This is a genomic window from Chitinibacter sp. ZOR0017 (assembly GCF_000799095.1).
Classification (GTDB): domain Bacteria; phylum Pseudomonadota; class Gammaproteobacteria; order Burkholderiales; family Chitinibacteraceae; genus Chitinibacter; species Chitinibacter tainanensis.
The window spans coordinates 23,305-47,724 of sequence record NZ_JTLG01000044.1 but is presented as its reverse complement, the minus strand read 5'-3'; the positions used below and the strand labels follow the sequence as shown (position 1 = coordinate 47,724).

23 protein-coding genes are annotated in these 24,420 nt (G+C 54.6%); 10 read left to right on the top strand and 13 right to left on the bottom strand.

Annotation, left to right across the window (positions count from 1 at the left end; genetic code table 11):
• The first annotated feature begins 41 nt into the window (after positions 1–41).
• Together L991_RS13335 and L991_RS13330 are read left to right on the top strand one after the other, a co-directional pair.
• Positions 42–380 carry a hypothetical protein gene (locus tag L991_RS13335; RefSeq protein ID WP_047396442.1) on the top strand — a complete coding sequence of 113 codons (339 nt, stop codon included), beginning with the start codon at positions 42–44 and terminating at the stop codon, positions 378–380.
• Positions 381–1,214: 834 nt separating this feature from the next.
• Complete coding sequence (locus tag L991_RS13330; RefSeq protein WP_047396438.1) at positions 1,215–2,273, top strand: hypothetical protein; 1,059 nt, start codon at positions 1,215–1,217, stop codon at positions 2,271–2,273.
• A gap of 324 nt (positions 2,274–2,597) precedes the next feature.
• On the opposite strand, the gene L991_RS13325 is transcribed toward L991_RS13330, so the two are convergent.
• Positions 2,598–3,830 carry a hypothetical protein gene (locus tag L991_RS13325; RefSeq protein ID WP_047396433.1) on the bottom strand — a complete coding sequence of 411 codons (1,233 nt, stop codon included), beginning with the start codon at positions 3,828–3,830 and terminating at the stop codon, positions 2,598–2,600.
• 867 nt (positions 3,831–4,697) lie between these two features.
• Here L991_RS13325 and L991_RS13320 point away from each other — a divergent pair.
• The 3 genes from L991_RS13320 to L991_RS13310 all read left to right on the top strand — a co-directional run bounded on the left by L991_RS13320 (position 4,698) and on the right by L991_RS13310 (position 6,622).
• A complete protein-coding gene (locus L991_RS13320; RefSeq protein ID WP_047396722.1) occupies positions 4,698–5,264 on the top strand; it encodes a sigma-70 family RNA polymerase sigma factor in 567 nt (188 codons plus the stop codon).
• On the top strand, positions 5,248–5,496 hold the full coding sequence (locus L991_RS13315) for a hypothetical protein (RefSeq protein ID WP_047396430.1): 249 nt from the start codon (positions 5,248–5,250) through the stop codon (positions 5,494–5,496). The genes L991_RS13320 and L991_RS13315 overlap by 17 nt, the downstream gene beginning before the upstream one ends.
• A 232-nt stretch (positions 5,497–5,728) precedes the next feature.
• Positions 5,729–6,622 (top strand): cation diffusion facilitator family transporter, encoded by an 894-nt coding sequence (locus L991_RS13310; RefSeq protein ID WP_047396427.1) that lies wholly within the window; start codon positions 5,729–5,731, stop codon positions 6,620–6,622.
• Between the two features lie 47 nt (positions 6,623–6,669).
• Here L991_RS13310 and L991_RS13305 read toward each other — a convergent pair whose 3' ends face one another.
• Both L991_RS13305 and L991_RS13300 read right to left on the bottom strand, forming a co-directional pair.
• On the bottom strand, positions 6,670–8,286 hold the full coding sequence (locus L991_RS13305; RefSeq protein WP_197053895.1) for a methyl-accepting chemotaxis protein: 1,617 nt from the start codon (positions 8,284–8,286) through the stop codon (positions 6,670–6,672).
• A gap of 76 nt (positions 8,287–8,362) precedes the next feature.
• Complete coding sequence (locus L991_RS13300; protein WP_047396420.1) at positions 8,363–8,821, bottom strand: cache domain-containing protein; 459 nt, start codon at positions 8,819–8,821, stop codon at positions 8,363–8,365.
• A gap of 175 nt (positions 8,822–8,996) precedes the next feature.
• Between L991_RS13300 and L991_RS13295 the strand changes: the two genes are divergently transcribed.
• Positions 8,997–9,638 (top strand): SRPBCC family protein, encoded by a 642-nt coding sequence (locus L991_RS13295; RefSeq protein WP_047396417.1) that lies wholly within the window; start codon positions 8,997–8,999, stop codon positions 9,636–9,638.
• Between the two features lie 436 nt (positions 9,639–10,074).
• Here L991_RS13295 and L991_RS16625 read toward each other — a convergent pair whose 3' ends face one another.
• The 5 genes from L991_RS16625 to L991_RS13270 all read right to left on the bottom strand — a co-directional run bounded on the left by L991_RS16625 (position 10,075) and on the right by L991_RS13270 (position 16,431).
• Positions 10,075–11,139 carry a GyrI-like domain-containing protein gene (locus L991_RS16625; RefSeq protein ID WP_052190883.1) on the bottom strand — a complete coding sequence of 355 codons (1,065 nt, stop codon included), beginning with the start codon at positions 11,137–11,139 and terminating at the stop codon, positions 10,075–10,077.
• Positions 11,140–11,277: 138 nt separating this feature from the next.
• Positions 11,278–11,661 (bottom strand): YbdD/YjiX family protein, encoded by a 384-nt coding sequence (locus tag L991_RS18065; RefSeq protein WP_028450826.1) that lies wholly within the window; start codon positions 11,659–11,661, stop codon positions 11,278–11,280.
• Positions 11,654–13,717, bottom strand: coding sequence for a carbon starvation CstA family protein (locus tag L991_RS13280; RefSeq protein WP_028450827.1), 2,064 nt, complete (start codon positions 13,715–13,717; stop codon positions 11,654–11,656). Before L991_RS13280 ends, L991_RS18065 begins: the two co-directional genes overlap by 8 nt.
• Positions 13,718–14,011: 294 nt before the next feature.
• Entirely contained in the window at positions 14,012–14,725 is a 714-nt protein-coding gene (gene btsR / locus L991_RS13275) for a two-component system response regulator BtsR (RefSeq protein WP_047396415.1), read from the bottom strand.
• The gene (locus L991_RS13270; RefSeq protein ID WP_304413150.1) at positions 14,725–16,431 is read right to left on the bottom strand and encodes a sensor histidine kinase; all 1,707 of its coding nucleotides are present in this window, start codon (positions 16,429–16,431) and stop codon (positions 14,725–14,727) included. Before L991_RS13270 ends, btsR begins: the two co-directional genes overlap by 1 nt.
• Positions 16,432–16,561: 130 nt before the next feature.
• Here L991_RS13270 and L991_RS13265 point away from each other — a divergent pair, with 130 nt between their 5' ends.
• From L991_RS13265 to modB, 3 genes are all read left to right on the top strand, one after another.
• Positions 16,562–16,771 (top strand): FmdB family zinc ribbon protein, encoded by a 210-nt coding sequence (locus L991_RS13265; RefSeq protein ID WP_047396412.1) that lies wholly within the window; start codon positions 16,562–16,564, stop codon positions 16,769–16,771.
• Positions 16,772–17,015: 244 nt separating this feature from the next.
• A complete protein-coding gene (gene modA, locus L991_RS13260) occupies positions 17,016–17,759 on the top strand; it encodes a molybdate ABC transporter substrate-binding protein (RefSeq protein WP_047396409.1) in 744 nt (247 codons plus the stop codon).
• Entirely contained in the window at positions 17,759–18,433 is a 675-nt protein-coding gene (modB, locus tag L991_RS13255; RefSeq protein ID WP_028450832.1) for a molybdate ABC transporter permease subunit, read from the top strand. The genes modA and modB overlap by 1 nt, the downstream gene beginning before the upstream one ends.
• Before the next feature lie 16 nt (positions 18,434–18,449).
• Here the strand turns inward: modB and L991_RS13250 are convergent, their stop codons facing one another.
• The 4 genes from L991_RS13250 to thiM form a co-directional block, all read right to left on the bottom strand.
• Complete coding sequence (locus tag L991_RS13250; RefSeq protein ID WP_028450833.1) at positions 18,450–20,066, bottom strand: methyl-accepting chemotaxis protein; 1,617 nt, start codon at positions 20,064–20,066, stop codon at positions 18,450–18,452.
• Between the two features lie 91 nt (positions 20,067–20,157).
• Positions 20,158–20,976 (bottom strand): bifunctional hydroxymethylpyrimidine kinase/phosphomethylpyrimidine kinase, encoded by an 819-nt coding sequence (gene thiD, locus L991_RS13245; RefSeq protein WP_304413149.1) that lies wholly within the window; start codon positions 20,974–20,976, stop codon positions 20,158–20,160.
• Between the two features lie 23 nt (positions 20,977–20,999).
• Complete coding sequence (gene thiE / locus L991_RS13240; RefSeq protein WP_052190882.1) at positions 21,000–21,695, bottom strand: thiamine phosphate synthase; 696 nt, start codon at positions 21,693–21,695, stop codon at positions 21,000–21,002.
• Positions 21,692–22,498 (bottom strand): hydroxyethylthiazole kinase, encoded by an 807-nt coding sequence (gene thiM / locus L991_RS13235; RefSeq protein ID WP_047396407.1) that lies wholly within the window; start codon positions 22,496–22,498, stop codon positions 21,692–21,694. Before thiM ends, thiE begins: the two co-directional genes overlap by 4 nt.
• A 346-nt stretch (positions 22,499–22,844) precedes the next feature.
• On the opposite strand from thiM, the gene L991_RS13230 reads away from it, so the two are divergent.
• Positions 22,845–23,795, top strand: a complete 951-nt coding sequence (locus L991_RS13230) for a dihydroorotate oxidase (RefSeq protein ID WP_047396405.1) — start codon at positions 22,845–22,847, stop codon at positions 23,793–23,795.
• An 83-nt stretch (positions 23,796–23,878) separates the two neighbouring features.
• Here the strand turns inward: L991_RS13230 and L991_RS13225 are convergent, their stop codons facing one another.
• Positions 23,879–24,394, bottom strand: a complete 516-nt coding sequence (locus tag L991_RS13225) for a hypothetical protein (protein ID WP_156129082.1) — start codon at positions 24,392–24,394, stop codon at positions 23,879–23,881.
• Between the last annotated feature and the right edge of the window lie 26 nt (positions 24,395–24,420).

The following is a 24,420-nucleotide window of genomic DNA, read 5'->3' as shown; positions in this document are numbered from 1 at the left end:
TATCACAATAATCTTCAAGCAATTAAGAAAGGAAACACAAAATGAGTGATTACACAAATCCAAAAAACACCATCTATTTGCTCGAAAAATTGCTGTCTTATGGTGGATTCACTGACGCAGTGTTCAGCACAATCCATCATTTTGAGCAAGACACTGTTAGAGCCCATATCCGTCACTGCGAGCAAACTACAACGTTTCGTGCCCCCAATAATTGGGCGGTACAGCAGCGCCTTGAGTTCATCTTAAAAGCCTTTTGGGGAACGGGACTACAGGAAGGTTCTGAGGCAATTTTTCTAGGGCTTGCCACTGCAGCAATTGCTCACATACCTCTTCCTGAACACCCGGCTAACCAGGAACTGGATAATATGTTGGTGGTGTAATAGATGCTGCAGGCTCCACTACTGAGGCCCCATTCTCTCCAAGTATGCAAGAGTTCGTAATCCTCAATCGATGCCTTCAACTGGAAATTTTTTTTACTCCTATAAATCATGCGGCCCCTCGAGGCTATACTGATTGCAAGCCTCGCATTTAAAGGCATTGCCGCTGGGTTGGTCGGTTTGAAAACGACAGCGACCTAGGGAAACTCTGCACTGTGGGAAAGTCTTGAGATACAGGGGGAAGTGGCGAAGTTAGCGCTTCCAGACGAACGGCTGACGGGTGAAACCGGCTTGGGGGGGCATATCTCTTCTGAGGTGGATGATGAAGGCCTCTTAACTTCCCGGTTAGGATGGCTAGGCTCATCCTCTCAAAGGAGCATTGTTTGAGCATATGCTTAAGTTTTCAAACTTGAGCATCTCAAACTAGATGGATAATCCTGTTGGTTTTTGGATTATCAAACCAAATAATTATTCAGGTATGATGCAAGTTTTAAATTCCATTAAAAATATTTAGCAGTAAAAAATCAATCTTGCTAGTCGTTGCTGCTCGTATAGTCCAATTGAATAATTTCATCGAATCCAATCTCAACAAACCTAGCAAACGTCAGGTGCATATCCACAAGAAACTTGCTTTCTTCGTACTCACTTGTGGTGACATCAATGCACTGGTCATTGGCGTTAGTCATCTAGAGCAATTACAGAAGATAAGGATATCACAGTGCGAAATATTCACGCGATGATAATAATCAGTGAAGCCAAATTGTGAAATAGGTGTCTCAGCAAAGCTGAGTCCATCGAGTAAGTAATAAATAATAAAGCCATATATTAAAAAGCATAATGAATCGCTATCTAAATCCCTTTCAAGGAAAACCAAAGCCACTCCAAGTTGTTGGTCTATTTCTTATTAGTCCCGAAGTTTTGATGAAGCTTGTCGGAATGCCTGTTAGCAAGTTATTTACTGATGCAGGTATGAGTTCTGAGCTAAAAACTCTAGAACATATTCGGGCCGGCCGCCGAAAACCCAACATTGAGTTATTCGCCAAAATTCTTGAAGACTTCCCTCACTCAGAAAAAAATCACTTCTTAGAGTGTATCACCAAAGCGAACAGCGGTGACGCCGAGGCATTCTTACAGCTAATTTCTTCTACATGGAAGATGGCTGCAATTGGCTCCAAACACTACCATGGTGAAGAGTATTACCACTTGAAGTTCATGACAAGAATTGAGGATGAGTTTCGTTCTGGCATCAAGATATGGTTTCAGGGTGACCGAGTGGGCGCAACAAAAAATTTCGTAGCGAACGAGTCGCTATCGCCATTTTTATGGCCATCTATTATTGAGCTGATAATTAAATCAAACAGCGAGAACGAACTTAAAATCGCACAACTAGCTATTACTCTTGAAATTGCAATCAGCTTGTTTTCCGCAATTGAAATTCAAAATGGGAAAGCTAAGACTGGAATGCTATTCTTGAAACTTCTCCCCACCCAAAAAAAACAGCGCAACCCAATATCTTGCTTCACTTTTTGGCTTAAGAAACAACTTCATGCGAAAACATTGAGCGAACTATTGAATCACGAGGCATTACGAAGGCTTGAGATTGATGAATCAACAGTAAAACGCTGGAGCAGTGGCAAAGGAATTCCTGATAAAAATTTAATAATTAAAATTGCCGAACACTGGGACACAGAAGAAGAAAGGAATGAAATTTATGCCATTTATGTTGGAATGCTTTACATGAATTTTATAGGGTATTATTGGCATAAGCTGCAAACATGCACATCGGAAAATGCTCACTTACCCTATGAGCAGAATACATTCGAAGATTGGGTTAACCTTCGCTATCCATATTGGTATCAATTTCATAAAACTAGATATGAAGCTGAGCATATTTAATATGCCCAGCTTCATTCAAACTTAACGACCGCGTGGTGGATTGTTACCACGACCTCTGCCGGATGGATTTCCGGTTTGACTAGGACCATTCACGGGGGGGTTGGAACTCATAAAAGTCTGCATATCTATCTCCAAAGAATGTCGAACAATTTCGACAAGACAGAGGTTACTTGAGTCACTAGTCTTAGTCGGTGGCACAGTTTGGAACACAGAGGCGACCATGTTCCCTAACAATTAAGCGAACATCGATGGAAATGGGACTTCAGCCGGATGCTCAATAGCACACCAATGAAAAAGCCCGCGTTTGCGGGCTTTTTCATCGTACTATTCTTGCCTCTTCTGGATGTTGGCAAACATAACTTCTGCTGCCTCGAGCGCTTGTTTGTTCAGTTCCCCCTCAATACTCGGCATGTAAACGCCCTCGTCGCCTGCAACATAAAGTGCGCCGCCGTAGTCATCATCATATTCTTGACCATCGTACATGCCACCATCGTGATAGGCTCTAAGCGTAGACTCAGTAAAATCTTTACCAAGCAGCAACGCTAAATGGTGCCAAGTCCAAGCTTCTTGGTGGTTCGCGTCAAGCTCACGTTCAATTAAAGCCCGGATTGCAGCCAAATCACCCAGCTCTCCAAGTCGTTTCAATGCCCAGTATTCACCTGATTCAGCCAGCTCTTCAAGTGCATCATAAGAGCCTTCCTCTGCTGCTCTTTTGAGCCAAATTTGGCTTGATTCGTAAAACCCTAAGCTGTCGGCAACTTCAGACATTCGCAATGCGTTTATGTCGCCATTCATCTTCTCTGCCAGAGTAAAGAACTCGTCGTCATTAAATGTTGCCGCATATTCAAGTGCAGCAGCACGGCAACCATTCAGTGCCGCGACTTTCAAATGATGCTGATATTTTTCGTAAATTGGTTTTTGCACCAAGTATTCATCAACCCATTGGCGCTCTATAGACGTAAGTTTTCTACCCCGCAACGACTCTTCATACAAGTAGCTACTAGGCTCAGGAATACGATAGATGATTGCCAGAGCATAATTGGCATCAGGATGATTCTGCACCGCTAATTGTTGCAAACTCTCCATCAAAACTGGTGAATTAACAAAATCAATACTGGTATCGACTTCTACTTTAGCCTCATCCTCATCCTCATCCTCATCGATATCGTCATAGAAGTCATCATCTTCATACTCGTCGTAATATGGGTCTCTAGATTTCTCAGTGTTAGGAGGGTCAAGCAGAGCAAGCAAATCTCGTATTTTAATAAACGTGATGCTGCACTCGGCTAGTTTGTCGGCAAAGCACTTTGCAACGTTAGATGCATGCTCACCTGGATAACCTAGTTGAATAACTCGGCCAACGAGGTTGGCAGTACTGTTATTTGCAGCACTGCCAATAGTCGAGTCCACAAAAATAGCTTCCGAGCTAAAAGCAGCAAATGATTTGTAGCCGAACGAGGCCGAAATCAGCTCATAGATATGAGCACGTTTGAACTGGGTATTTGTGGTGGTTTGGATGTGCTGCTGGGCGGTGAACGCAAACTGTTTGATTGTCATAGTTACTTCCTAAATAAGCCCTGTCGATTCGAGTGAAGGCACACGTTTAAGACCTCGACGATGAGGCTCCAAAAGGAGAGTAATTTATGCAAATAGGATGCTTACAGAATTCGGTACTGCAGGCCGTTTTTTACTCGTGTGCAAGTAGGGTTGGCACCAGAGCAAAATTTACTCTATCGACATGAAGGAAGTCAAGATGCGTGAACTTCACGTCCAAGCTTACGCGCAGTGATGAGTCTGATTAGGATTTGGGTTCAACTCCTTCTGCGCTGGACGTGAATGAAGGCTCAAGTGCCTTTTTATGACAAAAAGTCCGCTTAAAATATGGCCATTTTTTAATGACACTTTATGCTTTATTTTTTATCGTTCTGCCACTTTATGCTTTATTCCAAACTTCAAAAAAAGCTAAAAAACCAATAAAACCGCCATTTTATGCTTTATTCTGTGCCATTAATTACTTAACGGCACAATTCAGGGCTTTTTTATTTGCCATTACCATAAGCGCATGAATCAACCACTCATGCAGTCCATGCAAAGCTCTAGCACTCCCAAATCGCTGTCAGATTCAGATGATTCGCTCGACTAATCTTTAGTCTTGGTCGTGCAGTGAATAATGGGTGGGTGCCTCAGGTCGGCTACCAGCTTGGATTCCAGCCAAAAACTCGCCATGCCGTACCGTGGCCAGATCTGTCCAAATTTGAGCGTGAATACTGCGTGGGTGTACGCCGAGGTGTAATCGATTGCGACAATTGTAGACGCACTCGCTACTGTTTTAGCTGTGGTGGCCATTGTTGAGCTATCTTGGGCGATAGCGGCAGCCCCGCGGGTTTGTTGCACGGCTTCGAAATTAAAACTAAAGGATCGATGATGAGTCAGCAGGCTTTGCTGTGGCTGGAAGAACACGGCGATATGCTGTATGCCTATGCACTACGCCGCTTGGGTGATGCACATCAGGCCGAGGAAGCGGTACAAAACACGCTATTGGCCGCTCTGGAAAATGCCAGCGGCTACGCAGGGCGCGCCAGTGTCAGCACTTGGCTGGTTGGGATATTGAAATACAAGATTATTGACCAAATCCGTGAGCAACGGCGCTGGCATGCGCCGATCAGTCAGGATGAAATCGAGCAAAGTGTGGGGGAAGATGACCTTTTTAGCGCCGATGGCCACTGGGCGCATGAGCCCGTGGAATGGAGCGACCCCGCGCAGCTACTGGATCGCAAGCAATTGCAACAGCGACTAGAGCGCTGCTTGGCGCGCCTGCCGCGACGAATGGCGCAGCTGATCTGGCTACGCCAATTGCAGGATGAGCCCGCCGAGCTGGTATGCCAAAGCTTGGGCATTAGTCAGGCGAATTTGTATCAACTCTTGTTACGCGCCCGCCAAACTTTGCGGGTATGTCTGAGTGAAGGAGGTCAGCATGCTCACCTGTCGTGAAGTTAGCAGCAGCCTCACCCTGCAAACTGAAACACCACCTACTTTGTATCGGCAGCTACAAATCCGGCTGCATTTACTGATTTGCCACCACTGCCGTCGCAATCGCCGCCAGCTGCAAGCGCTTAACGCCTTACTCGCAAGCGAAGCGCAAACTACAGATCACGCGCCAAGCTTACCCGAGCCAGCCAAAGCACGCCTGCGGGCCAAACTCGAAGCGGCAAACAAAGACTAAACCACGCTGGTATGGTCAGCTAGCGGATTGGCTAAGCAACCCTGCTTATCTAGTCCGTTAGCAGCCGGCTCGAAACTGCCCACGAACATGGTTTACCCCCAGCCTGTCCCCGCTCAGAATGAGTCATCCATCATCCCCACGCTAGTGCACATCGCAAAGATGCAATCGGTACTTCATCTTCAGTTAAGCTTCACACACTAAGCTCTCGTTTCTATCGCGATACGCCACCACCATGCATGATCAAACCGAATTAAACCCAGTTTCCCCCGCAGAAAAAACCGCCGCCAAACGCAGCCTCTGGGTCAGCGTGGCAGTCAATCTGGCGCTAACCACCATACAAGGCATCGTTGGGCTGTGGGCAGGCTCGCAGGCCCTGGTGGCCGATGCGCTGCATTCTTTCTCGGATTTGCTCGCTGATTTTGTGGCCATGCTGGCTGGCCACCACAGCCAGAAGGCGGCGGACGATGATCACCACTACGGTCATCATCGTTACGAAACAGCAGCAGCCCTTGTCTTGGGCCTGCTGCTGATCGCCGCTGGGGCGGGCATGCTGTGGGGTGCCGCCACCAAGATCAGCGGCGCGAGCCCCTTGCAAACAGTGCATCCTGCCGCCCTTGTGGTGGCGCTCATTGCCTTGCTAAGCAAAGAGCTGCTGTTTCGCTATATGCTGGCCATTGCCGAGCGCGTGCGCTCAAGCATGTTGGTGGCCAATGCCTGGCATGCCCGGGCCGATGCCGCCTCTTCCCTAGTCGTGGCGCTGGGGATTGCCGGTAATCTGCTGGGCTATCCGTGGCTAGACCCCATTGCAGCGATATTGGTCGGCTTTATGATCGGTAAATCGGGGCTCGAATTTGCCTGGAATGCACTGAGTGATCTGATGGATCGCGCGGCCGATGAAGCTACCGTGCAGCAAATCGAACAGGCGCTCCGCAACACGCCGGGGGTGCAAGGCTTGCATGATCTGCGCACCCGCAAAATGGGGGATATGGTGTTGGTGGATGTGCATCTGGAAATCGATGGGCAGCTTACCGTGCAGCAAGGCCACGCCATCGCCGTGGCGGCACGCACCAATGCCATGGCCAAATTACCCGTGCTGGATGTGATGACACATGTTGATCCGGTGTAGTGTGCATCTGCTTGGCAAAAAGCGTTAACGCAAGTCGCAAGTAAAGATCACACCCGAAAATGACCAATCAAACGCTGCAGCTGGCCGGCAGTTTGATGAATGCTTTTCGCCCCGCGGTGTGCTTCGTCCGAACTATGCACATTGGCATTGCTTGCTTGGGCAATCTGCTCGGTCATTTGCACCAAATGATCCCCATGCTGGCGCTGATCTTGGACAATTCCCACCAGCTCCACCAAGGCCGCCAGTGCGGAATGCGAGCATTGATTGAGCTCGGATAGCGGCTCTTTCAGCGCGCAAATATGCTCGACGCCGGTGCTCACCTGAGTGCTGGCCGACTGCATTTGCTGGCTGGCCTCACCACTTTGCTGCTGAATTTGCTCCAGCATTTTTTTGATTTCACTGGTAGCGGTCGATGTGTTTTCCGCCAGTTTGCGCACTTCATCCGCCACCACGGCAAAGCCCCGCCCGGCTTCACCGGCGCGGGCCGCCTCAATGGCGGCATTCAGCGCCAGTAGATTAGTTTGCGCGGCGATCTCGGCAATCACATTGGCAAAATTGCTAATCGCGTCCGAGCTAGCCTGTAAATGTTGCATGCCTGCACTACTAGACTGCACCAGTGCAGCAATTTTCTGGATTTCATCTGCTGCCGCATTGACCAATTGCTGGCCTGTATCGGCAATCTCGGCCGTACGCTGCGCCACCTGCTGCGCAGCATCTGCGTGCTCACCCGCCTGATGTAAATTACCGGCCATTTCCTCCAGATCAACCGCGGCGGTGCCAATAGATTCATTTTGCTGCCGAACCGCCTGAGTAATCGTGCCCGAGGCATGATCCAGTTCACTGGCTGATTTTTCCAGGTGTTCGGTATGCGTATGAATCTGGACCACCATTTCGCGCAGCTGCTGCTGCATCTGGGCCAAGGCTTTGAGTAGTTGCCCCAGCTCATCCTCGCCCTGCGGCTTGATCTCTTGGCGCAAATCCCCTTTCGCTACGGCATTGGCAATACGACTGGCGGAATAAATCTGGCTCGAAATCCGCCGCAGCACCGCAATACTGAGCAGCGCCGCCAACGCGGCGGCCACAAGTGTACCGATCATCATCAGCCACTGTATGCGCCGCAACTGCTGATCCACTTCATCTCGCGCGGTATGGCTTAGCGTGGTTTCCAGCGCTTTCAGTTCATGCACTTGAGCGCTTAGATCGGCAAACAGTTTGTCCGTTGACTGCATCATGGTGACACCCATATTGATGTCATCCGAGGCCATATCCAGCACTTCACTGACTGATTTCTGATATTGCGTTGCGGTTTTCAAGATAGCCGCGGCCTGCTCTTTTTCGGCGGTAGAGAGCTGGGCTTGTTCTTGCCATTGTTTGAATTTGGCTAGGGCTTCGCCTAAGCCGGCTACCAGCCCCTTGGATTCACGCGCGAAATACTCCGCGCCCAAGGTACCTGTCCAGGTTAAGGTGCGGTAGGTTTGCACCTGCGCCTGCTGCAAACCCAAGCCGAGTGAGTTAACCGCCGCCAGATTCGCAAAGCGGGTATTACTGATTTCATCCATGCCGGTGCGGACATACTTGCCGGCCAGCAGCATGAGGCCCGCAAAAGCCAGCAGCATCACCAAGGTCACCAAGGGGGGCAAGAGCAAACGATAGAGCAGACGCATGATCATGATCCACTAAGCTGCACAAAGAATCGCGGCGGGTCGTCACCCCGCCGCAGGGAGACCCCAAACGCGCAACTTAGCGCTTATAAATACCGGCGCACACCACCATCGCATCCAGTTTTTCGCAATACATTTGCTTGGGCAGAATTTTCTTGGTAACCGGATCGGTGAATTTATAGTCTTGCCAGAACTTACCTTTGCTATTGGCCAGTTCAACCCGCTCTTTCACAAAGAGCTTGCCATCGGGGTCTTTCAGCTCCAGGAGATCTTTCCCCACCTGCTTGGCATTTTGGCCATGCGCTAACACTTTGCCCTGCAAGTCATACACCACCGGATACAAATCACCCACGACCCATTTGCTGTCTTTATTGGTGATTTCTTCCAATGTTTTGGCCTTATTGACTTTGATGGCGGCAACCGCTTTGACCACCATCGCCTCAGCCTCTTTGGCGGTCGCGAAATCTTCAGCCACCGCAGTCACAGCCACTGACCAAACCAAGGCCCCCAACAGCACCAGTACACGCTTCAATGTCATGATCCTTCCCCAATGCAAACAAGAGTTTCAATTATTGCTTACTAAACTCGAAATACAAGTTCAAACAATGGGACAGCCATCGACACTCGAAGTGTTTCATCCACCCACCGCACCGCGGCCTGTCATCATTTCGACATTTGTTTCCCCCTAGTCTGTCGGCAGGAGGAACCCGGCCATGCTCTTAGTTCAGCGCCCAACAACGATCTGCCCATCGCAGCCCCCTCGCCGCCTAAGCTCCAACATCTGGCACCGCTTAAGCTTTGCAGTGCTGAGCCTGATGTTCACGGGCTATAGCTGGGGCACGGAGCTGGCCAGCGTCAAAGTAGAAGTCAGCCGGCAAGAGCAAACCCTGCAAATCCGTGGCCGCTATCAAGTGGCCGCCAACCCAGATCAGGTGTTTGCGGTGCTGACGGATTACGAGCGGATGCAGCAGTTTGTCCCCGGGCTGCTTAGCAGCAAGGTACTGGCGCGAGAAGGCAAAGTGCTGCGTCTGCAACAACAATCGCGTCATCAACTGGGACCCTTTAGCGTTGTGGCCGATTCGATTTCCCGCATTGAGTTACGCGCCCCCGAGGAAATCCTCTGCCAATCGCTGCAGAATTCGCAGGGTGAATTCAATAGCAGTACCCGCATTCAGGGGCTGGGGGAGCGCAGCGAAGTGATTTTTGAAGCCAGCTGGCGCCCGACGAATAGCGTGTTGCTCAATCTGGGCAGCAGCGCCGTGCGCGCGCGGGTGCAGGAGCAATTGGCCAGCATGCAGCAGGAAATCCAGCGCCGCTACCCACCGCTGAGCCAGCTACAGGCTAAAGCGCCCTAATGGGTATAGCTTCAAATTAGCCTAATCATAAAGCGTAAATCCAACTACCCCACCTGGGTATATTCAGTTAAACGCATGATCTTGGCTGCGGATGCCTCAAATTCAATAGCTTGAGTACTCTCGCCGCCGCGCTGAGCCGCGTGGCGGACTGCACCTAGGCCAACACCTCAGCAGCAAGCCCTATTGCGCGCAAGGCGTGCAACGCAGCGGCTCGCCTAGCTGGCGTTCCGTACCGCCCATCGGGGGCTGCTCGCACGCTGGGCGACAGTATTCACGCTTAGGCTGGATTGTCGGCTTGGCCGCCTGCACTTGGGTGCTACAGAACAACGTGAGAAGTACTGCAAGCAGAGAGCAACAAGGCACTAATGACGCTGGCTTGTGTATCGATATTGCAGGGTTCGCTCTACCACAGTTTGCTTGCGTCATCATCACCGCCCTATTCGTTTGCGCTGCTCCTTCTTTTACGCACAGGAATACACCAGCGCGTTTCTAGCAGCATATCTGGATGTAAAACTTGCCCAGCATTACTGAGTGGCACTTCGAGATAAGCGGGCCTGTCTGCGAGCACCCAATCACTTTGCGGCAACCAGACGTTATAAAAGTACTCCACCATCAGGGGCTCATCCGCCAGACGCCCCACAAAGTCGATCACCACACATGGCCCACCGGGCAACTCATCCCGGAGTAATTCATTATCCCCACACCGGCACTGCGCAACTGAAAGGCTTAAGCCCGGCGGTAAAACAAAGCCAGCTTCATAACGACAGCGGGTCGGCTCGGTGATGTTGGGGTTGTCCACCGTACGCGAAATCCCCAGCAAAGCTGGCGCAGTAGGGGTCAGCCCTAAAGCCCCCGGCGTATCAACGACAGCTTGCAGCCACCCCTGGGCAATTCCCCAACGCAATAACACTTGCCACAATGCCAGCATCTGCTCTCGCCCAATGCCCTGCTGCCAGAGAAAAATCCGCTGAATGGGGGCTTTGTGTTCGATCCGTAAGGCACGAACATAGCTGGGTTGCCGGCCCTGCCGTACCGCCACAAATTCGGCTGTCCGCATTTGAAACAGCGTTGATAGTACCGGCTGAGCCCGCTGGCTGTTTTTGCAATGCTTGCTGTTTTGCTGACGCCCCTCAGCTTTCCAGCGCCAGTAATGTCCATCATGTTGCCAGAAGGCTCCACGCCGCCATTCGCTCGCCGTCATGCCAAAATGCGCCCGAAATGCGCGCGCCAATAGCGCCTGCGATTTAAAACCGCAGCGCACAGCAATATCGATTAAGCGAATAGGTGGTTGAACCAGCAGCAACTGGGCGGCATGCTCGACGCGGATTCGGCGCAGAAAATCAATCGGGGTTTCTTGGGTGCAGGCGGTAAAAACGCGATGAAAATGATAGGGAGACAGATGAGCCGCCTTGGCAACGTCGGCCAAGACAATCTCATCTTCAAAATGCTGGCGAATATAGTTTTGCGCCAGATGAATCCGGCGCGAGTAGTGGCTGGACATAATTGGCCCACTATACCACCGGCCGTATTGCCGTTAACACAACAGCATTTCTAGACTACGAAGCTATACCCCGGTAGCAACACCCACAATCAACAACAAAGCAGCGCCCAGCGCTGCTTTGTTGGTCCTAACCGCGCTTCAACACGGGCATTTGTTGACGTTACCGGCGCCGGGAAAGCGCGCATCCAGGCAATAGCGATAAAACGCCTCACGGCTTAAGGGCGTGGCCTCGGGGTGCTGGCTGCGCATATGGTCGAGGTAGTATTCATAATCATGAATCCCGACCATCAGCCGGCAGGTTTGCACCACTTTTTGCGCCGTGTCTTTTAGCCCGGTGAGCCAGCCCGAGCCCAGGCTGTAGCGCTCGAAATCGGCCGCGCTCATCGCCTGCCCTTGCGGGCTGGCGGCTTTTTGCTCGGCCAAATAGCGGGCGTAGGCGGCGCTGAGCCCTTCTTCACGCGCCGCGGCGCTGGTGGGCGGCGCGGCAGGTGGCTTGGGTAGCAAAAAGCTCAGATCAAGCATGGCTGGCCTCATTCAGCGCGGGCGTGGCTTCATGCACACTCGGCTGCGGGTTGGCCAGGGCTTTGCGCACATGCACGATAGTAGCAATCAGCATGGTCAGCGCCACCAGCATAAAGAAGCCGCACAACACGGCATTGATCTGGTTATTGAACACAATGCGCTCCATATCCGCCAATGATTTGGCCGGCGCCAGCACCGTGCCCTCGGCCAGCGCGTTTTGAATGCGCTGCGCTTGGGCCAGGAAGCCGATCTTCGGATTTTCATGGAAGATTTTCTGCCAGCCGGCGGTCATTGAGGTGACAAACAACCAAGCGGTTGGCACCAGCGTTACCCAGGCATAGCGCTCTTTTTTCATTTTGAACAGAATCACCGTGCCCAGTAGCAAGGCCATCGAGGCCAGCATCTGGTTACCGATCCCGAATAGCGGCCACAGCGTATTAATGCCGCCCAATGGGTCGGTCACGCCCTGATACACAAAGAAGCCCCAGCCCGATACGGCCACCGCGGTACCCAGCATATTGCCGGCCCACGATTGGCTTTTGGCCATTCCAGGGATAAACACCCCGGCGGTATCCTGCACCATAAAGCGGCAAGCCCGCGTACCGGCATCGACCGCAGTCAGGATAAACAACGCCTCAAACAGAATGGCAAAGTGATACCAGAACGCCATCATGGCCGTGCTATTGAAAATCTCGCTGATGATATGCGCCATGCCCACCGCAAACGTCGGCGCCCCACCGGCCCGGGACAGAATCGAGTGCTCGCCCACATCTTTGGCGATCTGGGTGAGGATTTCCGGGCTAATCACAAAGCCCCAGCCATTGATCACCGTGGAAGCGCTCTCTACGGTTTTACCAATCACCGCCGCGGGCGAATTCATGGCGAAATACACGCCCGGATCCAGCACCGAAGCACAAATCAGCGCCATGATGGCCACAAAGGATTCGCACAGCATCGAGCCATAGCCAATCATGCGCATATGGCTTTCTTTTTCCACCAGTTTGGGCGTCGTACCCGATGACACCAGCGCGTGGAAACCAGAAATCGCGCCGCAGGCGATGGTGATAAACAGGAACGGGAACAGCGAGCCTGAGAACACTGGGCCAGAGCCATCAATAAAGCGCGTTACTGCGGGCATTTTCAGCTCCGGCGCGGCAAACACAATTCCCACCGCCAAGCCGGCAATCACACCGATTTTCAGGAAAGTAGACAGATAATCGCGCGGCGCCAGCAGCAGCCACACCGGCAGTGCAGAGGCCACAAAGCCGTAAATCACCAGCGCCACCGTCAGCTGCGGGCCAGTCAGGGTAAACAGCGGGCCCCAGTATGGGTCGGCCGCAATATCACCCCCAAAGATAATCGCTGCCATCATCAGCACAAAGCCGATGATGGAGATTTCCATAATCCGGCCCGGGCGCAGATAGCGCATATACACGCCCATAAACAGCGCAATCGGGATCGTCATCGCGATCGAGAACACGCCCCATGGGCTTTCGGCCAAGGCTTTGATCACCACCAGCGCCAAGGCTGACAAGATGATAATCATCACGCCCAAGGCGCCCACCATCACAATAAAGCCGGGGATCGCGCCTAATTCCTGCTTGGCCATTTCACCCAGGCTGCGGCCATCGCGGCGAGTCGAAATAAACAGCACCAAGAAGTCTTGCACCGCGCCCGCCAGCATTACGCCGACCAAAATCCAGATCGTGCCCGGCAAGAAACCCATTTGCGCCGCCAGAATCGGCCCCACCAGCGGGCCCGCACCGGCAATCGCGGCAAAGTGGTGGCCAAACAGCACCCATTTATTGGTTGGCACATAATCCAGACCATCATTGCGCCGTACCGCCGGGGTAAGCCGGCGATCATCCAGCTCGAACACCTTTTCGGCGATAAATTTGGAATAAAAACGATAGGCGATGCTGTAGCAGCTCACCGCAGCCAGCACCAGCCAGACCGCATTCACATGCTCGCCGCGCGACAGGGCCAGCATGGCGAACGAAAACGCGCCCACCAGCGCCACCACCAGCCAGCTTAACCACTGCTTGGGATTGGGCATGACACACCTCAAACGGATTTTTGACGGGCTAAGACTAAATCGCCGGGCGGGCGTTGCGGCGGCTCACTTCAGTGAGCGGTGATGGGCAGGATTAAGCGGTTGATGTAGCGACTGAGCGGCGACTACATGACAGGGCAATAGGTGAGGAAATGACCGCCGCCGTTTGGCTGTGCGCTGCCCCCTCATTTTCAGACACAGCAAAGCTAGCCCCTAGCTGGCCACGCGGCACAGAGCCACTACAATATACCTAGGCATGTATAGCCACCAGAATCAAACATTAATTTGATTAGCGAGCTATACCCCTAGCATTTCTTTCAGGCTTTTCAGATAGCGCCGGCTTACCGGTACCTGCTGGCCACCTCGGGTGATGATTTCACCGGCGCCGTTATCCAGCAAAATAATCTCGGCAATGCGCTCGGGGTGAATCAGATGCTGGCGATGACAGCGTAGCAGCGGCGTGCGGGCTTCCAGCGTTTTGAGGGTCAGCTCGGTAAAGTGGGCCTGCCCTGCCTGATCCAGCAAATACACCCCCGAGAGCTTGGCCGTCACCGCTTCCACCTCCGCCAGCGGCAGCAAGACAATCCGGTCGTGGCGATGGCAGGGCAGCTGTTTGAGCTGCTGGCAGGCGGTGAGGAGCTGGTAATCGGGCGGCTGCAATTGCTTATGCAAACGGCGCAGCGTTTTGGCCAGCCGCTCGGGCTCAACGGGCTTGAGCAGATAATCAAAGGCATGCTCTTCAAATGCTTGCACCGCGTGTTCATCAAAGGCGGTCACAAACACGATCAGCGGCATGCGCTCGACATCCAGCATGGCCACCAGCTCCAGCCCCGACAACCGCGGCATCTGGATATCCAGAAACACCACCTCAGGGCGCAGCGCATTGATTTGCTGCATAGCCTCGATGGCGTTGCCCGCTTCGCCAATGATCTCGTACTCGCCGGCCTCGGCCAGCAAGCTGCGTAATTCGGCCCGCGCCAGCGGCTCGTCATCCACCAACAGTATGCGCATTACATCCCCTCCAGCGCCGGCTGATGCGGTACGGCCAGCGTGACGCGGGTAAAGCGATCAGGAATGCGGCTAACCCGCAGCCCGTATTCCGGCCCGAAGCTGACTTTCAAGCGCCGATCCACCAAGCCCATGCCCATGCCATCGCTGCTTTTGCGCGCCGGCTCATAGAGGCCAGCATTGTCTTCCACATGCACCAGCAGCTGGCCATTATCTACCTCGGCAAACAACCGGACCCGTCCAATGCCCAAGAGCTGGGCGGTGCCATGCTTGATCGCGTTTTCGACCAGCGGTTGCAAAGAAAACGCCGGCAATCGTTGGCGGGTATCAATGCCGTCCAGTTGCACGTCCACCTGCAAGCGCTCGCCAAAACGCGCCAGCTCGATCTGCAGATAGGCATTCACATGTTCGATTTCATCAGCGAGCGTGGCCATTTCATCCGGGCGTTTCAGATTTTTGCGGAAGAACGTCGACAAATGCTGAACGAGCGCGCGGGCGCGTTCCGGGTCGAGCCGGATCACCGCATTAAGGGTATTGAGCGCATTAAACAGAAAATGCGGATTGACCTGCGCATGCAAGAGCTTGATTTCCGCTTGCGCGAGCAAAGCCCGCTGCGCCTCAATGCGCCCGGTGAGAATCTGCCGCGACAATAGCTTGGCAATGCCCTCGCCCAGCGTGCGATTCAGCTTGGCAAACAGCCGCCCTTTGGGTTCATACAGCTTGATGGTGCCGATCACCTGATCGTCGGCATCTTGCAGCGGTATCACCAAGGTCGAACCCAACTTGCAATCGGCATGAATCGAGCAGGTATAGGCGACTTCATTGCCATCGGCATACACCACCCGATTATCGCGCAGCGCTTCCTGCGTATGCTGCGAGGTAATCGGCGTACCGGGCAGATGGTGATCGGCGCCCGTGCCGATAAAGGCCAGCAGCTTTTCGCGGTCGGTAATGGCCACCGCGCCCACGCCGGTTTCTTCAAAAATAATCTGCGCCACTTTCATCGAATTGGCTTCGTTAAACCCAGCGCGCAAGACCCCTTCGGTGCGAGCCGCAATCCGCAGCGCATGCGCCGAAAACGCGGTGGAATATTGCTCGGCCAGCGCGCGCCGATCGAGCAGCAGACGCATAAACATCGCCGCGCCAATACTATTGGCTATCAGCATCGGCAGCGCCACATGATCCACCACGCTAAATGCCACGTGATACGGCCGGGTAACCAGCAAAATAATCAGCATTTGCAGCATTTCGGCTACCAGCGCCACCCCGGCGGCCAGCATGGGCTGAAATAACAAATCCACTCGCCCACGCGCTAGCAGCGCCCGGTGAATCAGCCCGCCCAGCAAGCCTTCGCAGACAGTGGAAATCATGCAGGCCACATCGGTGGGCCCACCCAAGGAATAGCGATGCAGCCCGCCGGTAAAGCCTACGGCCAGCCCGACTGAGGGCCCGCCGAGCAAGCCGCCCAGCACAGCCCCGATGGCGCGGATATTGGCAATCGAATCGTCGACCTTGAGGCCCAGATAGGTGCCCAGAATACAAAAGCCGGAAAACACCAGATAGCAGGTGAGCTTATGCGGTAGGCGAATGGTGACCTGCATCAGCGGGCGAAACAGCGGCGTGCGCGCCAGTAGCCAGGCGATGACCAGAAAAATGCAGGTTTGCTGCAAAAGCTGCAGGACTAGCTGCAGCTGCTGTCCGAACATCATTGCGTCTCTCCTGAAGATGCGCTGGTTTTACCGCACCCACCGAGCGACGGCTATTGATACTTTCCCGCGGCTGACCGCGAGGTTGGCGTATTCTATCCTGCAAAGCCTCATCCACAGGAGATTTACGCCAATGCCACTGTATGTTTATCGCTGCAGCGCTTGCCAGCACCAGGGCGAACATCTGCAAAAACTGGCCGATGCCCCGCTCACCACTTGCCCGGTGTGCCAAGCCGCGCAATACCAGAAGCAGCTCAGCGCCGCCGCGCTCAAGCCCAGCCAGAAAACCAGCAGCACGGGGCCGGCTACGCCACATCAATGCGGACCGGGCTGCCAGCATTAAGTTGGCCTGCACAGTATTTACCTATGCGCTGCGGACTACCGCATCGGGTGGGATGGCAGCCTGCAATTCGGCAACATCGCCGTCGCGAACAGCGGGTACACTAGATGCAGCGCAGGCTGACGCAACACAGCATCAAGACGTAACAGCTGCTAGTATTGGCGCACCACACGCGGCAGCTGTGCACCTGCATAACTAGACTGCTAGCCGCGCATTCAAACCGCTACTCAGTCAGAAACGCCATCGCATGCATCGCCTGCTCACTCACCTTACCCTCGCCGCCTTGTGTCTATTGCACGCGCCGGCGCACGCCGCCGAAGTGCTGGTGGCCGTCGCCAGCAATATGGCTGAACCTGCCAAAGAACTCGCCCGCCAGTTTAGTGCCCAAAGTGGCCATCGCATTACGTTCAGTAGCGCGGCCACGGGCAAGCTCTACGCCCAGATCAGCCAGGGCGCACCGTTTGCGATCTTGCTGGCGGCCGATACGGCCATGCCGACTCGTTTGGGGCAAGAAGGTTTGGCGCTTGCAGATACCCAGTTTACGTATGCAACTGGCCGCCTTGTTTTGTGGAGCTCAGCAGGCAATACCCCCAATGAGAAAACACTAAGTGCCGGCCAATTTGCGCATCTGGCCATTGCCAACCCCGCTGTTGCGCCCTACGGGCAAGCGGCTATGGCCGTCTTGCAACGGCTGGGCATCGCCGCACAAGTGCGGCCCAAACTGGTGTATGGCGAGAACATTAGCCAGACCCAGCAATTTGTGGCCACGGGCCACGCCGAATATGGGCTGCTGGCCGCCTCGCTAGTCTGGCGCGATGGGCGCTGGCTTAGTGGCCACGGCTGGTGGGTGCCCAGCGACTGGCATGCACCACTTCAGCAAGATGCGGTGCTGCTGCGCGCAGGGGCAAACCAAGCCGCCGCACGCGAATGGCTAGCCTTTTTACGCAGCCCAGCCGCCCGCGCCACGCTGCAACGCTACGGTTATCAATAATGCACTGGGGTAGCGAAGACTGGAGCGCACTGATGCTGAGCCTGCAATTGGCCAGCATCACCACGGCCCTTTTGCTCTTGCTGGGCACGCCGCTGGCATGGTGGCTGGCGCGCAGCCAAAGCCGCTGGGCAAGCCTGCTGGGGGCCATCGTGACGCTGCCCTTGGTGTTGCCGCCGACGGTGATTGGCTTTTATCTCTTGCTGGCGCTCGGGCCCAATAGCCCACTCGGGCAATTCACACAATGGCTGGGCTGGGGGCTGCTGTCGTTCAGCTTTAGTGGCCTGGTGGTGGCGTCGCTGATTTATTCGCTGCCCTTTGCTGTACAGCCCTTGCAGCAGGCCTTTATCAGCATAGGCCCACGCCCACTGGAAGTGGCTGCCACCCTCGGTGCCGGCCCGCTGGAGACTTTTTGGCGGGTGGTCTTGCCGCTGGCCAAACCGGGACTTTACACCGCGGGGATCATGAGTTTTGCCCATACGCTGGGCGAATTTGGGGTGGTATTGATGATCGGCGGCAATATCCCGGGGCAAACGCGGGTAGTGGCGATCCAGCTTTACGATCATGTGGAAGCACTCAATTACCCGCAAGCCCATGCGCTGGCACTCACGTTGCTAGTGCTGAGTTTTAGCCTGCTGCTGGTGCTGCGCCTCTGGCAGCGGGCCTGGATACGCTAAGCAACGATGCCTGCCATTAGCTGATGCGATAGTGTGCGATGGTTTGCTGTACCGCATCGGCCAGCTGGCGTAATTCCGCTGCCGATTCGGCCGCTTTGCGGGCGGCGGAGCTGGTTTCCTCGGCCATTTGCGCAATATGCTCAACCTGCTGGGCAATCGCCGTACTGGCCATGCTTTGCTCGGCGATCGATTCGGAAATATCGCTCACATACTGCACCACATTTTCAGAAGCATGGCGGATCAGGCCAATTTCTTCCCCGGCATCGCGCGCATAGCCTACCCCTTGCTCAACCGATTCCACCACCTGATTCATCCGCGTCACAGCCCGATTGGCCCCATCCTGAATTTGCTGCACCGTATGGGTGATTTCAAAAGTGGAATTACTGGTGCGCTCGGCCAATTTACGCACTTCGTCGGCCACCACCGCAAAACCGCGCCCTTGCTCGCCCGCACGCGCCGCTTCAATCGCTGCATTGAGCGCCAATAGGTTGGTTTGATCGGCGATGTCTTTAATCACCCCCAGCACAGTATGAATCTGCTGGCTTTGCTCACGCAGCGCATTGATTTCATCGGCCGCCTGATTCACCGAGCCGGAAATACTATTAATCTCGCTCACCGAGGCCTGAATCACCTGCTCCCCTTCCGCCGCCTGATGGCCGGAAGATTGCGCGTGTTGCTCGGCATCGCGCGCCCGCTCGGCCACATGGCTGATACTGACGGTCACTTCCTCCACGGTAGCGGCCATATGCGCGGATGCTTCGCTGGCATTATTTGCCACCCCCGAGAGCCCATGCGAGGTTTCGGCCATGGTGTGTGCGGCATGGGTCATCTGCACGATGTGTTCGTTAATGGTGCGAAAACTTTTTTGCACGGTATCGAGCAGGCGATTAAACGCACCCACCAGCTCGCCAATTTCATCTTTCCCTGCCGCCGGAATCCGGCGGGTGAAATCCAGCTCGCTCTCGATGTGCGACAAGGCCTGCAAAGAGCGCTGCAGCGGCCCACGGATGGCACGCAAAATCCACACCCCTAAAGCCGCCACCACAACCATGGCGGCCAAAGCCACACCAATAAACAGCATGACCGCCCGATTAGCGCTGGCAACCGACTCCTCGACCGAAGCATTGGAATGCTGGCGGTTAAAGTCAATCTCTTTGCCCAGTGCCACACCCAGCTTGCGATACAAGGAAGAAGACATGCCATCAGCCAGCGCATAGGCACCGGTCTGGTCGCGATTGGTTGAGCGTTGAATCACCTGCTGCGCCACCGCTTGATAGGCGGCGTGGCTTTCTTTCAGGCCAGCAAATAGGGTGCGTTCTTCTTCGCTGAGCACCAATTGCTCATACTGGGCAAACAGTTGCTCAATGCTCTTGTTCCGCTCAGCAATTTGCTGGGTGATTTCACTTTTTTGCTGATCATTGGGCGCCAGAATATGCGCGTACAGCGCAATCCGGTTTTCATTGATGGCGTGATCCAGCGAATTGATCACCACCAGACTGGGAATAATATTGGCATCCAGCTCGGTAAAGCTACGGGCATCCACCCGCAACTTATAGGTGCCAAACCCGGCCAGCACCAGCAAGGCCGCTAGGGCAATGGCCAGCATGGCCAGCAAACGCTGCGAGATATTCATGATGAACCCTTGTTATGCTCAGACGCGCAGATGGTTCATCATAGCCAATCAACCGCGCGCTACCAGTCCGGTTATCGCGCGGCGGCGCTGCTTACCACCAGCGGTGGAAATGATGCACAGGGCCGATGCCCTGCCCCACTTGCAGGCGTTCGGCCTGAGCAATCGCTTCCAGCAACCAGGCTTTGGCATCCTGCACGGTGCTGGCCCAATCCGGCCGCTGTGGGCGCAAGGCAGTCAGTGCGGCCGACAAAGTGCAGCCGGTGCCGTGGGTGTGGCGGGTGGCGATCCGCTTGGCCGGAAAATTCACCTCGCCTGCGGAGGTAATCAGCCAATCTGGACATTCTGCGCTTTGCGCCTGCCCCAAATGCCCGCCTTTCATTAGCACCGCCTGCGCGCCCGCCGCCAGCAACGCCCGCCCCTGCGCCAGCATGTCTGCTTCTGTGCGCGCTTCTTCGCACCCGAGTAGCGCCGCAGCTTCAGGCAGATTGGGCGTAATCAGGCTGGCCAAGGGCAATAGCTCATCGCGCAAGGCACTCACCGCTGCCGGGTCGAGCAAGGCATGGCCACCCTTGGCGATCATCACCGTATCCAGCACCACAAACTGCGGCTGATATTCGCGCAGCGCGGCAGCCACGGCATGGATAATGCCGGCATTGGCCAGCATGCCCATTTTCACCGCATCAACGCGAATATCGCGAAACACCGCATCACACTGTGCGCGTACAAATTCGGGCGATACCAGCTCCACCGCGCTGACACCGCAGGTGTTTTGCGCAGTGAGTGCAGTGACCACACTCATGCCGTAAGCGCCCAGCGCGCTAAAGGTTTTCAAATCAGCCTGAATCCCCGCGCCGCCACCCGAATCCGAGCCGGCAATAGTTAAGGCATGAGGGCATCGCATTGCAGTCATAGTGCTTCCTTGGTTTTTTTGGATTAATTATCTGAGCGCTCAGCGCGGGCGGCTTTAATTTCGGCCAGCAAAGTGTGGGTAGCCTGCGTAACATCAGGCTGGCCACAAATCGCCGAAATCACTGCTACCCCATTCGCCCCGGCAGCCAGCAGCGGCGCCACGCGGCCGGTTTTAATCCCGCCGATGGCCACTGCCGGCATCGGGCAGGCGGCAAACATCGCCTGCATTTCGGCCGGCGCAATCACCGGCGAGGCATCCAGCTTGGTGGTAGTTGGGTACACCGGCCCCACGCCAATGTAATCAATACACGCGGCAACTTCTGGGGTGAGCAGCGCGGCAACATTGTCCAGATTATTGGTCGATAAACCGACGATTTTATGCGGCCCCAGCAGCGCACGCACCGCCGCCACCGGCAAATCACTTTGCCCCACATGCACACCGGCGGCATCCACGGCCAGCGCCACATCGGCATGATCATTAATGATGAGCGGCACGCCCAGCGGATGTAATACTGTCTGCAAAGCCTGTGCACAACGCAGCCATTGGCCTTTTTTCCACTGCGGCGCGCGCAATTGCACCACGGTGGCGCCAGCCGCAGCAGCGGCTTGAGCGGTGGCGACCATGCCAGCTTCCCCGCCACACAGCTCAGGATCGAGCACCAGATACAGGCTCACATCAATCGGATTGCGCGCGCGCAGCGTGGTTTCTGCGCCCGTCATGCCGCCACCTGCCGCAGTTGATTGGGGTGAATAATGTGCAAAGCATCGAGAAATGGCGCCACAAACGTGCCCGGGCCATCCGAGCACTCCACTGCCCGCTCACCCGCCAGCGCCATCAGGGCGCACGCCGCCGCCACCGCTTGCAAGCGATCCGGTGCATCGGCCAGAAAGGCCGCCACCACGGCCGACAGCGCACAACCGGTACCCACCACCTTGGTCATCAGTGGGTGGCCCAGCTCGACCGAGTACACCGTTTCACCATCAGTGATGTAATCAATCGCCCCGGTCACCGCCACAATCGCCCCGGTACTGCGCGCCAAGGCCAGTGCAGCATCCACCGCCGAGGCGGAGCTGGCCGTACTGTCGACACCTTTGCCCCCGCCCAGCCCACCGGCCAGCGCGATAATTTCCGAGCCATTGCCACGAATCGCCGCTGGCCGGCTGGCCAGCATGGCTTTGGCTGCGTCGGTGCGATAGCGCAATGCGCCCACCGCCACCGGATCCAGCACCCACGGCGTGCCTGCCGCATTGGCGCTAGCAATCGCCGCTTGCATTGCCGCCAGCCGCTCCGGGTAGAGCGTGCCGATATTGATCAGCACGGCGTCGGCCAGCGCCGCAAAATCAGCAACTTCTTCCTGCGCCACCACCATGGCGGGTGAAGCACCAACGGCCAAGAGGGTATTGGCGGTAAAGCATTGCACTACTTCATTGGTCAGCACATGCACCAGGGGGGTATTGGTGCGAACCCGTTCTAGTTCGGTGGCAAGCTGGGTAAAAGAAAACTCGATGGCAGTGCTGGTCATGGGCATCTCGCACGAAGGGTTGAGGGCTTAGTCTGTGGCAGGGGCCGACGCGCCGCCCCTACTTTCGGGAATATTCACACTATGGACTGATCCAGCGCAAAGTCTGGTCAGCCCAAGACAGTATCATGCCGACTATTCTACCGTTGATCGGGTCTGACTTCTTGATCTAAGACCATTTCCTGTTCACCCAGCGGCGGCGCTCGCGGCAGCGCCACCGCGTATGCAGTACCCGCACCGGGCGCGCTTCGGGCCGGCGCGCATCTGCGTAATGTTTGACGCTGCTCACATTGCCGCCTGGCGGCAATCCCTACAATGGTTGTCAATGATGAATACAGGAGGGCCCGCCATGGCCAAGCTGAGCACGCATTTTCTTGATCTGCCCGTTGCCAACCCCTTGATGAATGCCTCCGGTGTTTGGTGCAGTGTGGCCTCGCAGCTTGAGGCGCTGGCCGAATCGACTTCGGGTGCAATGGTGACCAAAAGCTGCACGCTGCAACCGCGCGATGGCAACCCGGAGCCCCGCTATCGGGTGCTGGCCGATGCCGGCCAGCTGTTTGGCAGTATCAATTCAATGGGCCTGCCCAATGAGGGCTTTGCCTATTATCTGCATTACGCCCAGCGCCACGATCATGAAGCCAAGCCGCTGTTTATGTCGCTCTCGGGTCTGACGCTGGACGACAATCTCACCATGATCGACAGCCTGAAAGATGCGGTCACCCCCACCATTCTGGAAGTGAATCTATCCTGCCCGAATGTGCCCGGCAAATCGCAAATCGGCTATGACTTTGAAGCGATGGATACGCTGCTGGCCGAGGTATCGTCAGGCTACCAACGCCCATTTGGCGTCAAACTGCCGCCGTATTTCGATATGGCGCATTTTGATGAAGCGGCCGAGATTCTGAACCGCTATCCGCTGGTGGCGTTTATTACCTGCATCAACTCGGTTGGCAATGCGCTGATGATTGATCTGGACAGCGAAACCACGCTGATCAAGCCCAAAGACGGCTTTGGCGGGCTGGGGGGTGATTATGTCTTGCCGACGGCGCTGGCGAATGTGAACGCGTTTTACCGCCGCTGCCCGGACAAAGCCATTATCGGCTGTGGCGGGGTGAAATCAGGCCGCGAAGCCTTCCTGCATATCCTCTCCGGCGCCACGCTGGTGCAACTGGGTACCGCGCTGTATGAAGAAGGCCCCGGCATTTTCCCGCGCGTGCTCGACGAATTGGCGGCGATTATGGATGATAAAGGCTATCAAACGATTGCTGAGTTCCATGGCAAGCTCAAAACCATCGCTTAATTTGCTCTGCAATAAACGATAAGCCGTCGCAGTATTCTGCGGCGGCTTATTATTTATATCAGCGAAAAAATAGAGTCAATATTTCACGACTTATAGCCAATTTTTGCCTTATTCAGTAAAACCCACACCAAAATAAAAAGAACTGAATAGATAAAAATTTTCCTTGAAATATCCAGCAGCTCAGCTCTCTTTTTTAAAGCAAAAAGCCGCCTCGTATCTTGCTCGGATATGATCTTTTTCCCGCCGATAATAAGCTCCGCAATACTGGACTCATAAAGGAAATAGATTTTTGCATCTTGCCCATCCAATCTCGACACTTCCGAATCTGACAATCCACAATTAAACATTAATAAAGGTGCAATACAACCTAACGCTGGGGTTTTTTCTTTACTTTTTTGAAGGCGATATGAAACTGCGCGACCAGAGCCCTTTCCACGATGACCGACCACGCCCATAAATACATCAATCTTTCCTTCTTTCACTTCCCATGATTCTCTGGGAGGATATTCTAGAAGGTAAATCTTAAATAGCGCGGGCAAGAATAATAGAATAAAAATCCCAAGATAAAGACAAATCCCGAGATAAATTCTATTTTTCACCCACCCATTCCCCATAAAGTTCAAAA

Coding starts and splice junctions, on each gene's coding strand:
- L991_RS13335 (WP_047396442.1), top strand. CDS start 42: ATGAGTGATTACACAAATCCAAAAAACACCATCTATTTGCTCGAAAAA.
- L991_RS13330 (WP_047396438.1), top strand. CDS start 1,215: ATGAATCGCTATCTAAATCCCTTTCAAGGAAAACCAAAGCCACTCCAA.
- L991_RS13325 (WP_047396433.1), bottom strand. CDS start 3,830: ATGACAATCAAACAGTTTGCGTTCACCGCCCAGCAGCACATCCAAACC.
- L991_RS13320 (WP_047396722.1), top strand. CDS start 4,698: ATGAGTCAGCAGGCTTTGCTGTGGCTGGAAGAACACGGCGATATGCTG.
- L991_RS13315 (WP_047396430.1), top strand. CDS start 5,248: ATGCTCACCTGTCGTGAAGTTAGCAGCAGCCTCACCCTGCAAACTGAA.
- L991_RS13310 (WP_047396427.1), top strand. CDS start 5,729: ATGCATGATCAAACCGAATTAAACCCAGTTTCCCCCGCAGAAAAAACC.
- L991_RS13305 (WP_197053895.1), bottom strand. CDS start 8,286: ATGCGTCTGCTCTATCGTTTGCTCTTGCCCCCCTTGGTGACCTTGGTG.
- L991_RS13300 (WP_047396420.1), bottom strand. CDS start 8,821: ATGACATTGAAGCGTGTACTGGTGCTGTTGGGGGCCTTGGTTTGGTCA.
- L991_RS13295 (WP_047396417.1), top strand. CDS start 8,997: ATGCTCTTAGTTCAGCGCCCAACAACGATCTGCCCATCGCAGCCCCCT.
- L991_RS16625 (WP_052190883.1), bottom strand. CDS start 11,139: ATGTCCAGCCACTACTCGCGCCGGATTCATCTGGCGCAAAACTATATT.
- L991_RS18065 (WP_028450826.1), bottom strand. CDS start 11,661: ATGCTTGATCTGAGCTTTTTGCTACCCAAGCCACCTGCCGCGCCGCCC.
- L991_RS13280 (WP_028450827.1), bottom strand. CDS start 13,717: ATGCCCAATCCCAAGCAGTGGTTAAGCTGGCTGGTGGTGGCGCTGGTG.
- btsR (WP_047396415.1), bottom strand. CDS start 14,725: ATGCGCATACTGTTGGTGGATGACGAGCCGCTGGCGCGGGCCGAATTA.
- L991_RS13270 (WP_304413150.1), bottom strand. CDS start 16,431: ATGATGTTCGGACAGCAGCTGCAGCTAGTCCTGCAGCTTTTGCAGCAA.
- L991_RS13265 (WP_047396412.1), top strand. CDS start 16,562: ATGCCACTGTATGTTTATCGCTGCAGCGCTTGCCAGCACCAGGGCGAA.
- modA (WP_047396409.1), top strand. CDS start 17,016: ATGCATCGCCTGCTCACTCACCTTACCCTCGCCGCCTTGTGTCTATTG.
- modB (WP_028450832.1), top strand. CDS start 17,759: ATGCACTGGGGTAGCGAAGACTGGAGCGCACTGATGCTGAGCCTGCAA.
- L991_RS13250 (WP_028450833.1), bottom strand. CDS start 20,066: ATGAATATCTCGCAGCGTTTGCTGGCCATGCTGGCCATTGCCCTAGCG.
- thiD (WP_304413149.1), bottom strand. CDS start 20,976: ATGACTGCAATGCGATGCCCTCATGCCTTAACTATTGCCGGCTCGGAT.
- thiE (WP_052190882.1), bottom strand. CDS start 21,695: ATGACGGGCGCAGAAACCACGCTGCGCGCGCGCAATCCGATTGATGTG.
- thiM (WP_047396407.1), bottom strand. CDS start 22,498: ATGACCAGCACTGCCATCGAGTTTTCTTTTACCCAGCTTGCCACCGAA.
- L991_RS13230 (WP_047396405.1), top strand. CDS start 22,845: ATGGCCAAGCTGAGCACGCATTTTCTTGATCTGCCCGTTGCCAACCCC.